17 protein-coding genes are annotated in these 14,483 nt (G+C 49.3%); 10 read left to right on the top strand and 7 right to left on the bottom strand.

What is annotated here, in order from left to right:
- Positions 1-24: 24 nt before the first annotated feature.
- The 4 genes from pabB to KXD89_RS09490 all read left to right on the top strand — a co-directional run bounded on the left by pabB (position 25) and on the right by KXD89_RS09490 (position 5,245).
- Positions 25-1,386: an aminodeoxychorismate synthase component 1 gene (pabB, locus tag KXD89_RS09505; RefSeq protein ID WP_000855022.1), complete on the top strand. Its 1,362-nt coding sequence runs from the start codon at positions 25-27 to the stop codon at positions 1,384-1,386.
- Between the two features lie 3 nt (positions 1,387-1,389).
- A complete protein-coding gene (locus tag KXD89_RS09500) occupies positions 1,390-1,968 on the top strand; it encodes a CoA pyrophosphatase (RefSeq protein ID WP_000456715.1) in 579 nt (192 codons plus the stop codon).
- A gap of 183 nt (positions 1,969-2,151) precedes the next feature.
- Positions 2,152-3,516: an L-serine ammonia-lyase gene (gene sdaA, locus KXD89_RS09495; RefSeq protein WP_000624298.1), complete on the top strand. Its 1,365-nt coding sequence runs from the start codon at positions 2,152-2,154 to the stop codon at positions 3,514-3,516.
- 130 nt (positions 3,517-3,646) lie between these two features.
- The gene (locus KXD89_RS09490) at positions 3,647-5,245 is read left to right on the top strand and encodes an EAL domain-containing protein (RefSeq protein ID WP_001295494.1); all 1,599 of its coding nucleotides are present in this window, start codon (positions 3,647-3,649) and stop codon (positions 5,243-5,245) included.
- Positions 5,246-5,248: 3 nt separating this feature from the next.
- Here the strand turns inward: KXD89_RS09490 and yoaE are convergent, their stop codons facing one another.
- Positions 5,249-6,805, bottom strand: coding sequence for a CNNM family cation transport protein YoaE (yoaE, locus tag KXD89_RS09485; RefSeq protein ID WP_000394983.1), 1,557 nt, complete (start codon positions 6,803-6,805; stop codon positions 5,249-5,251).
- Positions 6,793-6,951 carry a protein YoaL gene (gene yoaL, locus KXD89_RS22435; protein ID WP_001327808.1) on the bottom strand — a complete coding sequence of 53 codons (159 nt, stop codon included), beginning with the start codon at positions 6,949-6,951 and terminating at the stop codon, positions 6,793-6,795. Before yoaL ends, yoaE begins: the two co-directional genes overlap by 13 nt.
- 316 nt (positions 6,952-7,267) lie before the next feature.
- Here yoaL and manX point away from each other — a divergent pair, with 316 nt between their 5' ends.
- From manX to mntP, 5 genes are all read left to right on the top strand, one after another.
- Positions 7,268-8,239 (top strand): PTS mannose transporter subunit IIAB, encoded by a 972-nt coding sequence (manX, locus tag KXD89_RS09480; protein ID WP_000150543.1) that lies wholly within the window; start codon positions 7,268-7,270, stop codon positions 8,237-8,239.
- A 62-nt stretch (positions 8,240-8,301) separates the two neighbouring features.
- Positions 8,302-9,102 carry a PTS mannose transporter subunit IIC gene (manY, locus tag KXD89_RS09475; protein WP_000406926.1) on the top strand — a complete coding sequence of 267 codons (801 nt, stop codon included), beginning with the start codon at positions 8,302-8,304 and terminating at the stop codon, positions 9,100-9,102.
- Positions 9,103-9,114: 12 nt separating this feature from the next.
- A complete protein-coding gene (gene manZ / locus KXD89_RS09470) occupies positions 9,115-9,966 on the top strand; it encodes a PTS mannose transporter subunit IID (protein ID WP_000228655.1) in 852 nt (283 codons plus the stop codon).
- Between the two features lie 54 nt (positions 9,967-10,020).
- On the top strand, positions 10,021-10,479 hold the full coding sequence (locus KXD89_RS09465; RefSeq protein WP_000156255.1) for a DUF986 family protein: 459 nt from the start codon (positions 10,021-10,023) through the stop codon (positions 10,477-10,479).
- A gap of 428 nt (positions 10,480-10,907) precedes the next feature.
- Positions 10,908-11,474 (top strand): manganese efflux pump MntP, encoded by a 567-nt coding sequence (gene mntP / locus KXD89_RS09460; RefSeq protein ID WP_001296134.1) that lies wholly within the window; start codon positions 10,908-10,910, stop codon positions 11,472-11,474.
- Here mntP and rlmA read toward each other — a convergent pair.
- From rlmA to mgrB, 5 genes are all read right to left on the bottom strand, one after another.
- Positions 11,471-12,280: a 23S rRNA (guanine(745)-N(1))-methyltransferase gene (gene rlmA, locus KXD89_RS09455; protein ID WP_000010115.1), complete on the bottom strand. Its 810-nt coding sequence runs from the start codon at positions 12,278-12,280 to the stop codon at positions 11,471-11,473. The genes mntP and rlmA overlap by 4 nt on opposite strands.
- A 165-nt stretch (positions 12,281-12,445) precedes the next feature.
- A complete protein-coding gene (cspE, locus tag KXD89_RS09450) occupies positions 12,446-12,655 on the bottom strand; it encodes a transcription antiterminator/RNA stability regulator CspE (RefSeq protein WP_001062678.1) in 210 nt (69 codons plus the stop codon).
- 12 nt (positions 12,656-12,667) lie between these two features.
- Positions 12,668-12,811: a DUF2627 domain-containing protein gene (locus KXD89_RS09445; protein ID WP_001295496.1), complete on the bottom strand. Its 144-nt coding sequence runs from the start codon at positions 12,809-12,811 to the stop codon at positions 12,668-12,670.
- 669 nt (positions 12,812-13,480) lie between these two features.
- Complete coding sequence (locus KXD89_RS09440) at positions 13,481-13,768, bottom strand: YebO family protein (RefSeq protein WP_001006866.1); 288 nt, start codon at positions 13,766-13,768, stop codon at positions 13,481-13,483.
- Positions 13,769-13,842: 74 nt separating this feature from the next.
- Entirely contained in the window at positions 13,843-13,986 is a 144-nt protein-coding gene (gene mgrB / locus KXD89_RS09435) for a PhoP/PhoQ regulator MgrB (protein ID WP_000714550.1), read from the bottom strand.
- Positions 13,987-14,144: 158 nt separating this feature from the next.
- Between mgrB and KXD89_RS09430 the strand changes: the two genes are divergently transcribed.
- Positions 14,145-14,384, top strand: coding sequence for a YobH family protein (locus tag KXD89_RS09430; protein WP_001211011.1), 240 nt, complete (start codon positions 14,145-14,147; stop codon positions 14,382-14,384).
- Positions 14,385-14,483: the final 99 nt, after the last annotated feature.

Here is a 14,483-nt window from a genome sequence, read left to right as displayed (position 1 = left end):
ACATAGCCAGTAGAGTCAGGACTGATGAAGACGTTATCTCCCGCTGTGATTACTTTACCCTGGCGTCAGGACGCCGCTGAATTTTATTTCTCCCGCTTAAGCCACCTGCCGTGGGCGATGCTTTTACACTCCGGCTATGCCGATCATCCGTATAGCCGCTTTGATATTGTGGTCGCCGAGCCGATTTGCACTTTAACCACTTTCGGTAAAGAAACCGTTGTTAGTGAAAGCGAAAAACGCACAACGACCACTGATGACCCGCTACAGGTGCTCCAGCAGGTGCTGGATCGCGCAGACATTCGCCCAACGCATAACGAAGATTTGCCATTTCAGGGCGGCGCACTGGGGTTGTTTGGCTACGATCTGGGCCGCCGTTTTGAGTCACTGCCAGAAATTGCGGAACAAGATATCGTTCTGCCGGATATGGCAGTGGGTATCTACGATTGGGCGCTCATTGTCGACCACCAGCGTCATACAGTTTCTTTGCTGAGTCATAATGATGTCAATGCCCGTCGGGCCTGGCTGGAAAGCCAGCAATTCTCGCCGCAGGAAGATTTCACGCTCACTTCCGACTGGCAATCCAATATGACCCGCGAGCAGTACGGCGAAAAATTTCGCCAGGTACAGGAATATCTGCACAGCGGTGATTGCTATCAGGTGAATCTCGCCCAACGTTTTCATGCGACCTATTCTGGCGATGAATGGCAGGCATTCCTTCAGCTTAATCAGGCCAACCGCGCGCCATTTAGCGCTTTTTTACGTCTTGAACAGGGTGCAATTTTAAGCCTTTCGCCAGAGCGGTTTATTCTTTGTGATAATAGTGAAATCCAGACCCGCCCGATTAAAGGCACGCTACCACGCCTGCCCGATCCTCAGGAAGATAGCAAACAAGCAGTAAAACTGGCGAACTCAGCGAAAGATCGTGCCGAAAATCTGATGATTGTCGATTTAATGCGTAATGATATCGGTCGTGTTGCCGTAGCAGGTTCGGTAAAAGTACCAGAGCTGTTCGTGGTGGAACCCTTCCCTGCCGTGCATCATCTGGTCAGCACCATAACGGCGCAACTACCAGAACAGTTACACGCCAGCGATCTGCTGCGCGCAGCTTTTCCTGGTGGCTCAATAACCGGGGCTCCGAAAGTACGGGCTATGGAAATTATCGACGAACTGGAACCGCAGCGACGCAATGCCTGGTGCGGCAGCATTGGCTATTTGAGCTTTTGCGGCAACATGGATACCAGTATTACTATCCGCACGCTGACTGCCATTAACGGACAAATTTTCTGCTCTGCGGGCGGTGGAATTGTCGCCGATAGCCAGGAAGAAGCGGAATATCAGGAAACTTTTGATAAAGTTAATCGTATCCTGAAGCAACTGGAGAAGTAAGACGTGGAATACCGTAGCCTGACGCTTGATGATTTTTTATCGCGCTTTCAACTTTTGCGCCCGCAAATTAACCGGGAAACCCTAAATCATCGTCAGGCTGCTGTGTTAATCCCCATCGTCCGTCGACCGCAACCGGGGTTGTTGCTGACTCAGCGTTCGATTCATCTGCGTAAACACGCTGGACAAGTGGCATTCCCTGGAGGTGCAGTCGATGACACGGACGCATCAGCTATCGCCGCCGCGCTGCGCGAAGCTGAAGAAGAGGTCGCTATACCGCCTTCCGCCGTTGAAGTTATCGGCGTGCTGCCGCCCGTCGATAGCGTCACTGGCTACCAGGTAACCCCAGTGGTCGGCATTATCCCGCCCGATCTGCCGTATCGCGCCAGTGAAGATGAAGTCTCGGCGGTGTTTGAAATGCCGCTCGCCCAGGCATTACATCTGGGTCGTTATCACCCTTTAGATATCTACCGCCGTGGTGATTCACATCGGGTATGGCTGTCCTGGTACGAACAGTATTTTGTATGGGGAATGACCGCAGGCATAATTCGTGAGCTGGCGCTGCAAATTGGTGTGAAACCCTGACTATACTTATCTTTACATCTACAAAACACTACTTGAGACAATCATCGCAATATTAGTTAAATCGCGGTTTTTGATTAGTTTAATTCATGTGAATAGTTAAGCCAGTCGCCGCGTTCCCTCTTACACTATGCGCTGTTATTAGTTCGTTACTGGAAGTCCAGTCACCTTGTCAGGAGTATTATCGTGATTAGTCTATTCGACATGTTTAAGGTGGGGATTGGTCCCTCATCTTCCCATACCGTAGGGCCTATGAAGGCAGGTAAACAGTTCGTCGATGATCTGGTCGAAAAAGGCTTACTGGATAGCGTTACTCGCGTTGCCGTGGACGTTTATGGTTCACTGTCGCTGACGGGTAAAGGCCACCACACCGATATCGCCATTATTATGGGTCTTGCAGGTAACGAACCTGCCACCGTGGATATCGACAGTATTCCCGGTTTTATTCGCGACGTAGAAGAGCGCGAACGTCTGCTGCTGGCACAGGGACGGCATGAAGTGGATTTCCCGCGCGACAACGGGATGCGTTTTCATAACGGCAACCTGCCGCTGCATGAAAACGGTATGCAAATCCACGCCTATAACGGCGATGAAGTCGTCTACAGCAAAACTTATTATTCCATCGGCGGCGGTTTTATCGTCGATGAAGAACACTTTGGTCAGGATGCTGCCAACGAAGTAAGCGTGCCGTATCCGTTCAAATCTGCCACCGAACTGCTCGCGTACTGTAATGAAACCGGCTATTCGCTGTCTGGTCTCGCTATGCAGAACGAACTGGCGCTGCACAGCAAGAAAGAGATCGACGAGTATTTCGCGCATGTCTGGCAAACCATGCAGGCATGTATCGATCGCGGGATGAACACCGAAGGTGTACTGCCAGGCCCGCTGCGCGTGCCACGTCGTGCGTCTGCCCTGCGCCGGATGCTGGTTTCCAGCGATAAACTGTCTAACGATCCGATGAATGTCATTGACTGGGTAAACATGTTTGCGCTGGCAGTTAACGAAGAAAACGCCGCCGGTGGTCGTGTGGTAACTGCGCCAACCAACGGTGCCTGCGGTATCGTTCCGGCAGTGCTGGCTTACTATGACCACTTTATTGAATCGGTCAGCCCGGACATCTATACCCGTTACTTTATGGCAGCGGGCGCGATTGGTGCATTGTATAAAATGAACGCCTCTATTTCCGGTGCGGAAGTTGGTTGCCAGGGCGAAGTGGGTGTTGCCTGTTCAATGGCTGCTGCGGGTCTTGCAGAACTGCTGGGCGGTAGCCCGGAACAGGTTTGCGTGGCGGCGGAAATTGGCATGGAACACAACCTTGGTTTAACCTGCGACCCGGTTGCAGGGCAGGTTCAGGTGCCGTGCATTGAGCGTAATGCCATTGCCTCTGTGAAGGCGATTAACGCCGCGCGGATGGCTCTGCGCCGCACCAGTGCACCGCGCGTCTCGCTGGATAAGGTCATCGAAACGATGTACGAAACCGGTAAGGACATGAACGCCAAATACCGCGAAACCTCACGCGGTGGTCTGGCAATCAAAGTCCAGTGTGACTAATACTTCTTACTCGCCCATCTGCAACGGATGGGCGAATTTATACCCGCTTTCTCGTCTGCTGTAATATTCCCCACTACACTTCCACTGTTGCGTCAGGCGTTTGTCGCCATACGCTTACAGGGTGGCCCGCATGCAAAAAGCACAACGGATCATTAAAACCTATCGTCGTAATCGAATGATTGTTTGTACGATTTGCGCACTCGTTACGCTCGCTTCGACCCTGAGCGTGCGATTTATTTCACAGCGTAACTTAAATCAACAACGGGTAGTACAATTCGCCAATCACGCTGTAGAGGAATTAGATAAAGTACTGCTTCCCCTACAGGCAGGTAGCGAAGTCTTGCTTCCGCTGATTGGTCTGCCCTGCTCTGTCGCCCATTTGCCATTACGTAAACAGGCGGCAAAACTCCAAACTGTGCGATCCATTGGCCTGGTGCAAGACGGCACACTTTATTGCTCCAGCATTTTTGGTTATCGCAATGTGCCCGTCGTGGACATTCTGGCTGAACTTCCTGCACCGCAACCACTTTTACGCCTGACGATCGACCGTGCCCTGATTAAAGGCAGTCCGGTTTTGATTCAATGGACGCCTGCAGCGGGCAGTAGCAATGCTGGGGTCATGGAGATGATTAACATCGACTTACTGACGGCAATGCTGCTTGAGCCACAACTGCCGCAAATCAGTAGCGCCAGCCTGACGGTGGACAAACGGCATTTGCTCTATGGTAATGGGCTGGTAGATTCCCTTCCGCAACCTGAAGACAATGAAAACTATCAGGTTTCTTCGCAACGCTTTCCTTTTACCATTAACGTTAATGGTCCGGGGGCTACGGCGCTGGCATGGCACTATCTTCCAACACAATTACCGCTGGCGGTGCTGCTAAGTTTACTGGTGGGCTACATCGCCTGGCTGGCGACCGCTTACCGAATGAGCTTTTCCCGCGAAATCAATCTGGGCCTGGCGCAACATGAGTTCGAATTGTTCTGTCAGCCTTTGCTTAATGCGCGCAGCCAGCAATGTATTGGTGTAGAGATTTTGCTGCGCTGGAACAATCCGCGTCAGGGCTGGATTTCACCGGATGTGTTTATTCCTATCGCGGAAGAACATCATTTAATTGTGCCACTGACCCGCTATGTGATGGCAGAAACCATTCGTCAGCGCCATGTTTTCCCGATGAGTAGTCAGTTTCATGTTGGCATTAACGTCGCACCCAGCCATTTTCGCCGTGGTGTGCTGATAAAAGATCTCAATCAGTACTGGTTTAGCGCTCACCCGATTCAGCAACTGATCCTCGAAATCACCGAACGCGATGCCTTACTGGATGTTGATTATCGGATTGCCCGCGAGCTGCATCGTAAAAACGTCAAACTGGCGATTGATGACTTCGGCACCGGCAACAGCTCGTTTTCCTGGCTTGAAACATTACGTCCTGACGTGCTGAAAATTGATAAGTCATTTACCGCAGCTATAGGTTCTGACGCGGTTAACTCGACGGTGACCGATATCATCATCGCGCTGGGGCAAAGACTGAATATTGAACTGGTGGCGGAGGGCGTGGAAACGCAAGAACAGGCGAAGTATTTGCGCCGTCATGGCGTGCATATTTTGCAAGGGTATTTGTACGCACAGCCGATGCCGCTACGTGATTTTCCCAAATGGCTGGCGGGCAGCCAACCGCCGCCCGCCCGGCATAATGGACATATCACGCCCATTATGCCGTTACGTTAACGCTTACTCATCTTCATCGTGCGCCGGTTGCTCTTTAACAATGCGAACCAGATCAACACGATAATCATTGGCTTCAATGATGGTGATATGCAGTGGCCCTACATCAATCACATCGCCCACACGGGGAATGTGACCATTTGCCGAGATCACGAGGCCCGCGACCGTCGCGATATCATCGTCATCGGCAAGGTGCTCAACATCAAGCGCCTGCTGCAAGGCATGCAAATCTGTACCGCCTTTTACCAGCCAGCCGTCACCATCAGTAATGATTTCCGGCGTTTCGTCAGCGTCCGGGAATTCACCCGCAATGGCTTCCAGCACATCCAGCGGCGTGACCAGACCTTGTACCACACCAAACTCGTTGGTCACGATAACAAAGCTCCCGCGAGCACGACGCAGCACGCCCAACAGGTTGATCGGATCGAGGGTTTCCGGGACGATAATCGCCGGAGACGCCGAAGCAATCGCCGCCACATCAACGCCCTCTTCCAGCGCCACCAGCAGTTCTTTAGCACGTACAATACCGATGATTTCATCCAGTTCACCGCGACATACCGGGAACAGACTGTGCGGTGAAGAGAGCAGTTGCTCGCGGATTTCATCGACCCCGAGATTAGCGTCAACCCAGCTTATTTCACCGCGCGGCGTCATGATCCCGCGCAGAGAACGCGACGCCAGCGTCAGTACGCCGTTAATCATGTAACGTTCTTCTTCGGCAAATGCACCTTCCGGGATCGGCATCGGCATCGGGTTATCGGCATCGTGCTGAACATTGGCCTGACGTTTCCCGCCCATCAAACGCAGGATGGCATCGGCAGTACGCGCTCGCAGCGGCAAAGTCGACTGGTGGCGAATAAAGTTGCGACGCGCAATCTGGTTAAACACTTCGATGATGATCGAGAAGCCAATCGCGGCATACAGGTAACCTTTCGGAATGTGGAAACCGAAACCTTCTGCCACCAGACTCAGACCAATCATTAACAGGAAGCTCAGACAGAGCACCACCACCGTGGGGTGCTGGTTAACGAATCGCGTCAGCGGTTTGGATGCCAGCAACATAACCGCCATCGCAATCACTACCGCCGCCATCATCACCGGCAGATGGTTAACCATCCCTACTGCAGTAATTACCGCATCCAACGAGAAGACGGCGTCAAGGATGACAATCTGTGTGACGACCACCCAGAAACTGGCGTAGCCTTTACCGTGGCCGGAATCATGATCGCGGTTTTCCAGCCGTTCATGCAGTTCGGTTGTTGCTTTGAACAGCAAGAATATCCCCCCGAACAACATAATCAGGTCGCGTCCGGAGAAGGAGAAATCCATGACGGTAAATAGCGGTTTGGTCAGCGTGACCATCCATGAAATCAGCGACAGCAGCCCCAGACGCATAATCAGCGCCAGTGATAACCCCAGCAAACGCGCTTTATCGCGTTGTTTTGGCGGCAGTTTGTCAGCAAGAATGGCGATGAAGACCAGGTTATCGATACCCAGCACAATTTCGAGAACAACAAGCGTGAGTAGCCCCGCCCAAATTGAGGGGTCCATTAAGAATTCCATGACAAGCTCCTGCTTAAGGAATAGCTATTCGACGCCAGAAATAATGCAGGCGTAACGACAAAATGCAAACGAAAGGTGCGGCATAGAGTGCCAGAAAGGCAGGCGTTAAAAGGCCTGATGCTGAAATGACGTCGGTGACGATCCATACTGCGGGCTACTGCCCTATACTCCATGGTTGTTAAACGGGAGTTAAACATATCAGAGACGCCTCTGATTTGGCAAAGATTTACCTTCCTTTGCAAACGAATGTGACAAGGATATTTTACCTTTCGAAATTTCTGCTAATCGAAAGTTAAATTACGGATCTTCATCACATAAAATAATTTTTTCGATATCTAAAATAAATCGCGAAACGCAGGGGTTTTTGGTTGTAGCCCTTATCTGAATCGATTCGATTGTGGACGACGATTCAAAAATACATCTGGCACGTTGAGGTGTTAACGATAATAAAGGAGGTAGCAAGTGACCATTGCTATTGTTATAGGCACACATGGTTGGGCTGCAGAGCAGTTGCTTAAAACGGCAGAAATGCTGTTAGGCGAGCAGGAAAACGTCGGCTGGATCGATTTCGTTCCAGGTGAAAATGCCGAAACGCTGATTGAAAAGTACAACGCTCAGTTGGCAAAACTCGACACCACTAAAGGCGTGCTGTTTCTCGTTGATACATGGGGAGGCAGCCCGTTCAATGCTGCCAGCCGCATTGTCGTCGACAAAGAGCATTATGAAGTCATTGCAGGCGTTAACATTCCAATGCTCGTGGAAACGTTAATGGCCCGTGATGATGACCCAAGCTTTGATGAACTGGTGGCACTGGCAGTAGAAACAGGCCGTGAAGGCGTGAAAGCACTGAAAGCCAAACCGGTTGAAAAAGCCGCGCCAGCACCCGCTGCCGCAGCACCAAAAGCGGCTCCAACTCCGGCAAAACCAATGGGGCCAAACGACTACATGGTTATTGGCCTTGCGCGTATCGACGACCGTCTGATTCACGGTCAGGTCGCCACCCGCTGGACCAAAGAAACCAATGTCTCCCGTATTATTGTTGTTAGTGATGAAGTGGCTGCGGATACCGTTCGTAAGACACTGCTCACCCAGGTTGCACCTCCGGGCGTAACAGCACACGTAGTTGATGTTGCCAAAATGATTCGCGTCTACAACAACCCGAAATATGCTGGCGAACGCGTAATGCTGTTATTTACCAACCCAACAGATGTAGAGCGTCTCGTTGAAGGCGGCGTGAAAATCACCTCTGTTAACGTCGGTGGTATGGCATTCCGTCAGGGTAAAACCCAGGTGAATAACGCGGTTTCGGTTGATGAAAAAGATATCGAGGCGTTCAAGAAACTGAATGCGCGCGGTATTGAGCTGGAAGTCCGTAAGGTTTCCACCGATCCGAAACTGAAAATGATGGATCTGATCAGCAAAATCGATAAGTAACGTATTGTGTTGATTATCACTCAGTTTTCACACTTAAGTCTTACGTAAACAGGAGAAGTACAATGGAGATTACCACTCTTCAAATTGTGCTGGTATTTATCGTAGCCTGTATCGCAGGTATGGGATCAATCCTCGATGAATTTCAGTTTCACCGTCCGCTAATCGCGTGTACCCTGGTGGGTATCGTTCTTGGGGATATGAAAACCGGTATTATTATCGGTGGTACGCTGGAAATGATCGCGCTGGGCTGGATGAACATCGGTGCTGCAGTTGCGCCTGACGCCGCTCTGGCTTCTATCATTTCTACCATTCTGGTTATCGCAGGTCATCAGAGCATTGGTGCAGGTATCGCACTGGCAATCCCTCTGGCCGCTGCGGGCCAGGTACTGACCATCATCGTTCGTACTATTACCGTTGCTTTCCAGCACGCTGCGGATAAGGCTGCTGATAACGGCAACCTGACAGCGATTTCCTGGATCCACGTTTCTTCTCTGTTCCTGCAAGCAATGCGTGTGGCTATTCCGGCCGTCATCGTTGCGCTGTCTGTTGGTACCAGCGAAGTACAGAACATGCTGAATGCGATTCCGGAAGTGGTGACCAATGGTCTGAATATCGCCGGTGGCATGATCGTGGTGGTTGGTTATGCGATGGTTATCAACATGATGCGTGCTGGCTACCTGATGCCGTTCTTCTACCTCGGCTTCGTAACCGCAGCATTCACCAACTTTAACCTGGTTGCTCTGGGTGTGATTGGTACTGTTATGGCAGTGCTCTACATCCAACTTAGCCCGAAATACAACCGCGTAGCCGGTGCGCCTGCTCAGGCAGCTGGTAACAACGATCTCGATAACGAACTGGACTAACAGGTGAGCGAAATGGTTGATACAACTCAAACTACCACCGAGAAAAAACTCACTCAAAGTGATATTCGTGGCGTCTTCCTGCGTTCTAACCTCTTCCAGGGTTCATGGAACTTCGAACGTATGCAGGCACTGGGTTTCTGCTTCTCTATGGTACCGGCAATTCGTCGCCTCTACCCTGAGAACAACGAAGCTCGTAAACAAGCTATTCGCCGTCACCTGGAGTTCTTTAACACCCAGCCGTTCGTGGCTGCGCCGATTCTCGGCGTAACCCTGGCGCTGGAAGAACAGCGTGCTAATGGCGCAGAGATCGACGACGGTGCTATCAACGGTATCAAAGTCGGTTTGATGGGGCCACTGGCTGGTGTAGGCGACCCGATCTTCTGGGGAACCGTACGTCCGGTATTTGCAGCACTGGGTGCCGGTATCGCGATGAGCGGCAGCCTGTTAGGTCCGCTGCTGTTCTTCATCCTGTTTAACCTGGTGCGTCTGGCAACCCGTTACTACGGCGTAGCGTATGGTTACTCCAAAGGTATCGATATCGTTAAAGATATGGGTGGTGGCTTCCTGCAAAAACTGACGGAAGGGGCGTCTATCCTCGGCCTGTTTGTCATGGGGGCATTGGTTAACAAGTGGACACATGTCAACATCCCGCTGGTTGTCTCTCGCATTACTGACCAGACGGGCAAAGAACACGTTACTACTGTCCAGACTATTCTGGACCAGTTAATGCCAGGCCTGGTACCACTGCTGCTGACCTTTGCTTGTATGTGGCTACTGCGCAAAAAAGTTAACCCGCTGTGGATCATCGTTGGCTTCTTCGTCATCGGTATCGCTGGTTACGCTTGCGGCCTGCTGGGACTGTAAGACTGTTGTACACTACCGGGGCCTTTTGGCCCCGTTTTTTTATCTGGAGGATTAATGACAATCACGGACCTGGTACTGATTCTTTTCATCGCCGCACTCCTGGCCTTCGCGATCTACGATCAGTTCATCATGCCCCGCCGTAACGGCCCCACCCTGCTGGCAATTCCTTTGCTCCGGCGTGGTCGCATCGATAGCGTTATCTTCGTCGGATTGATTGTCATTCTTATCTATAACAACGTCACGAATCATGGTGCGTTAATAACGACATGGTTATTAAGCGCACTGGCTCTGATGGGTTTTTATATATTCTGGATCCGCGTTCCGAAGATCATCTTTAAACAAAAAGGTTTTTTCTTCGCCAATGTCTGGATTGAATATAGCCGAATCAAAGCGATGAACTTGTCGGAAGATGGCGTGTTGGTGATGCAATTAGAACAGCGTCGGCTGTTAATCCGCGTTCGAAATATCGACGATCTGGAAAAAATTTATAAGCTTCTCGTTTCAACTCAATAAGTTATGAATTTAGCCAAAGCTATGTTTAGTGTATTTTTAATAATCAGACATAGCTTAGGCTATATTACCTCTTCCCTTATTTGTTATTTATTTTAACGTTTCATTGATATATAAATCCAAATGAAAATCGTTATCAATAAAGCAATGAAATAATATATTCCAACAGTTGTTTTATATTCTCAAAATATGTTAAGGTTGCGCCCTCATTTGGGGAGTAGCCGATTTCCAGATTCCGGAAATGTACGTGTCAACATACTCGTTGCAAAACGTGGCACGTACGGACTGAATACTTTCAGTCAGGCGAGACCATATGCACATCAATCGCTATGCCTGCATGAACGCGAAAACCATCACGGCTTGTTGTTCATGTATGCATGTTTGCTGGGGGCGATGATGTGTTTTATGGATACCCCGGTCAGGACATTGTCATGAATATCACTGCTACTGTTCTTCTTGCGTTTGGTATGTCGATGGATGCATTTGCTGCATCAATCGGTAAAGGTGCCACCCTCCATAAACCGAAATTTTCTGAAGCATTGCGAACCGGCCTTATTTTTGGTGCCGTCGAAACCCTGACGCCGCTGATCGGCTGGGGAATGGGCATGTTAGCCAGCCGGTTTGTCCTTGAATGGAACCACTGGATTGCGTTTGTGCTGCTGATATTCCTCGGCGGGCGAATGATTATTGAGGGTTTTCGTGGCGCAGATGATGAAGATGAAGAGCCGCGCCGTCGACACGGTTTCTGGCTACTGGTAACCACCGCGATTGCCACCAGCCTGGATGCCATGGCTGTGGGTGTTGGTCTTGCTTTCCTGCAGGTCAACATTATCGCGACCGCATTGGCCATTGGTTGTGCAACCTTGATTATGTCAACATTAGGGATGATGGTTGGTCGCTTTATCGGCTCAATTATTGGGAAAAAAGCGGAAATTCTCGGCGGGCTGGTGCTGATCGGCATCGGCGTCCAGATCCTCTGGACGCACTTCCACGGTTAATAAGAACGCTGCCAGAGGTGAATATTAAAGTCCGTCTGGCAGTCGAACACTTCTTTTGCTGCCAGTGTTTGCCAGACTTCTGGCTTCGCACGCCAGGCAAACGGCGTCATCTGCAATAATGCGACGGCTTCATCACCGCGAAGACGCATCGGATAACACAACTCCGCACTCTGCTGTAATGTAAAACCTTCCAGTTGTTCTGCATGAGGTGCATGAAGATGTACTTCATTGTAAATCAGCCCCTTCAGCTCCATCAAATGTCGCGGTCCCGGCGTGGCAGTAATGACCCAGCCGCCGGGCTTCACTACTCGTGCTAATTCTTCTGCTTTACACGGCGCGTAAATACGTATTATGGCGTCCATACTGGTATCGGAAAACGGCAAACGGTGGCTGGAAGCGACACAAAAAGTGACCTGCGGATAGCGTTTCGCCGCCGCTTTTATCGCTACCTTCGAAACATCCAGACCAAACGTGGTGATTTCGGGCAACGCATCGGCAAATGCGTGTGTGTAATACCCTTCACCACAGCCAATATCCAGCACCGCCGTGGCCTTATCATCAAGCCGTTCCCTCAGTTGGGCGACAATTGCATCACGCAGCGGCTGATAATGTCCGGCATCTAAGAATGCGCGGCGTGCTTGCATCATTTCCGCGCTGTCGCCCGGATCACGAGACCGTTTATGCTGAACGGGCAGCAGATTGACATACCCTTCTTTCGCCATATCAAACTGATGTCGCTGGGGACAGATATAGCTGTTTTTTTCACGCGAAAGAGGCTGATGGCAAAGTGGACAGGAAAAAGACATGACAACTCCGGCAGGATACTAAAGGCCGCAAGTGTAACGCGAATCACGCGGCGGGCAAATATCCGAACGCCAGGAGCGAAGATAAAGCATAGTAAAAAGCCTCGCATTCGACGAGGCTTTATAGCGAGATTGAAGCGTATTCACACTTCAGATCAGTGGATTCGATCAGATAGCTGTTACGTTAACAGCTGCCGGACCTTTCTGGCCGTCCTGAATTTCGAACTCAACGTTCTGACCTTCAGCCAGAGTTTTGAAGCCATTACCCTGGATAGCGGAGAAGTGTACGAACACATCTTTGCTGCCATCAGCCGGAGTAATGAAGCCAAAACCTTTAGACTCGTTGAACCACTTAACCTGACCTTTAATCTTTGCCATTTGAAAAATTCCTTAGATTGTTTTCTTCGCCCGCAGGCATAACATAGATAAAACTGACACATTACTGCATGAGGCACCAATATAAGGCTCGGCAGAGAAGCGGTATTCAACGTCAACGTGTTTACTCAGGACTTCTTTACTGAAAATGCCACACATAAACAGAACTGTACCTCGTTTAACCCGAAATCTGTTATCACATACAACGTTAATTATGGCAAGCCATTTTTAAACATGTCTCGATCAGACGCACAAATCTCGATACGTCTTCCACTTTTTTTGCACACTTATGCAACGGAATACGCGCCGATATATCATTGTGCTTAACCTTGCCAGTTCAGGCAGATACTTAAACTGGCGTATTTTCTAACATAGTTCAATAAGTTCAGTTGTTCCAGGCCAGTGGGAGAAGTTATTACATAGTGCGTGCAATATCACATTTTTTGCTATGCAATGAATAAAAAGTTATATCACTTTTTCTCATAAAACAGTCAGTTAACGGCTATTAATTACCCTAAAGAGAAGTCAATCCCCAAAGGGATTGTAAATTTAAAATAAGAAAAATTGATGAATGAGCAAAAAAATCAAGAGAGAAACGTTTCGCTAATAAATAATACCACGCTTAATCACAAATCCGATGTAAACATCCTAATAAATTAATGGGGTAAATATCTTTTTCTGATATCCCGTTACGCAAATAAATAATATGATAATTATTTGAAGTCAGACCAGAGTTTTAATTTGAAGCAGTTGCACCATGACAGTGCGTATAATCAGGATGAATTGAGTAACCCTTCAACGACGGGGTTACTCAAGATTGAGGAAGGATTATCGTTCGGCGACCAGACGAATAATATCTTCGTCTTCAACCGATTTTTGACTCTCAACGGTCTTTTTATCTGCTTTCTCTGGTTCGTTTGCTTCGCACAAACGACGTAACAGTGCATTTTGACGTTTTTGCTGATCCAGCAACGCCTCAAGCAGTTCAATCTGTTCGTTAGTCCGTGAACTGGCACGATTGATAAAAAACCACAAGATGAGCCCGATAAGAAGAACCACCACCGATACAACCAAAGACGCAATGTTCATCACGCCTGAATTTACAACTTCGTTCATTTCACCACCTCTGAGTAGAGGCGCTATTCTACCACTGCTGGAGAGGAAGAAAATCTAGTGCTGAAAAAATGATATCACCACGGGATAAACTGGTTAATGGCACAAATTCCGCTGAAAAATTGTACATCCTGATCGCACATCATGTTGAATACCTGCGCCCAAAGCAGCAAGCAAGCCAACACCACGACAACCAGAACGACCCATCGAAACTTTTTCACTCCAATCTCCGTTTCACCTACCTTATGTCATTAAACTAGCATGCGTTAGTTAAACAGCGCCTAACTATGTCGATATTCGTGCTTTTTCGGAATGAGTCGCTTGCTTCAGCGCATATTGCCGCTACGATTAAGCGAACATAAAAAGAGAAGAGGTTGTAATGCGATTCATCATTCGCACAGTTATGCTGATAGCACTGGTATGGATAGGATTATTACTCAGCGGATATGGCGTTTTGATTGGAAGCAAAGAGAATGCCGCAGGATTAGGTTTGCAATGTACCTATCTGACTGCCAGAGGCACCAGCACGGTACAATACTTGCACACTAAAAGTGGTTTTTTGGGGATAACAGATTGCCCGCTGTTACGCAAAAGCAATATCGTGGTCGATAATGGTTAAGGGCAATAAATAACCAGATTCTCACTCCTGAGTAAAATACTCTTATAGCAAGCGCGTTTAATATAACGCCACCTTCAACTTTATTTTTCTCATGCTAAA

Source organism: Escherichia sp. TC-EC600-tetX4, from assembly GCF_019356055.1.
Classification (GTDB): Bacteria; Pseudomonadota; Gammaproteobacteria; order Enterobacterales; family Enterobacteriaceae.
Note: the sequence above shows the minus strand (reverse complement) of the source record. Positions and strands in the feature narration are given on the sequence as shown.

Coding starts and splice junctions, on each gene's coding strand:
- pabB (WP_000855022.1), top strand. CDS start 25: ATGAAGACGTTATCTCCCGCTGTGATTACTTTACCCTGGCGTCAGGAC.
- KXD89_RS09490 (WP_001295494.1), top strand. CDS start 3,647: ATGCAAAAAGCACAACGGATCATTAAAACCTATCGTCGTAATCGAATG.
- yoaE (WP_000394983.1), bottom strand. CDS start 6,805: ATGGAATTCTTAATGGACCCCTCAATTTGGGCGGGGCTACTCACGCTT.
- yoaL (WP_001327808.1), bottom strand. CDS start 6,951: ATGGATCGTCACCGACGTCATTTCAGCATCAGGCCTTTTAACGCCTGC.
- manY (WP_000406926.1), top strand. CDS start 8,302: ATGGAGATTACCACTCTTCAAATTGTGCTGGTATTTATCGTAGCCTGT.
- manZ (WP_000228655.1), top strand. CDS start 9,115: ATGGTTGATACAACTCAAACTACCACCGAGAAAAAACTCACTCAAAGT.
- KXD89_RS09465 (WP_000156255.1), top strand. CDS start 10,021: ATGACAATCACGGACCTGGTACTGATTCTTTTCATCGCCGCACTCCTG.
- mntP (WP_001296134.1), top strand. CDS start 10,908: ATGAATATCACTGCTACTGTTCTTCTTGCGTTTGGTATGTCGATGGAT.
- rlmA (WP_000010115.1), bottom strand. CDS start 12,280: ATGTCTTTTTCCTGTCCACTTTGCCATCAGCCTCTTTCGCGTGAAAAA.
- cspE (WP_001062678.1), bottom strand. CDS start 12,655: ATGGCAAAGATTAAAGGTCAGGTTAAGTGGTTCAACGAGTCTAAAGGT.
- KXD89_RS09445 (WP_001295496.1), bottom strand. CDS start 12,811: ATGTGTGGCATTTTCAGTAAAGAAGTCCTGAGTAAACACGTTGACGTT.
- KXD89_RS09440 (WP_001006866.1), bottom strand. CDS start 13,768: ATGAACGAAGTTGTAAATTCAGGCGTGATGAACATTGCGTCTTTGGTT.
- KXD89_RS09430 (WP_001211011.1), top strand. CDS start 14,145: ATGCGATTCATCATTCGCACAGTTATGCTGATAGCACTGGTATGGATA.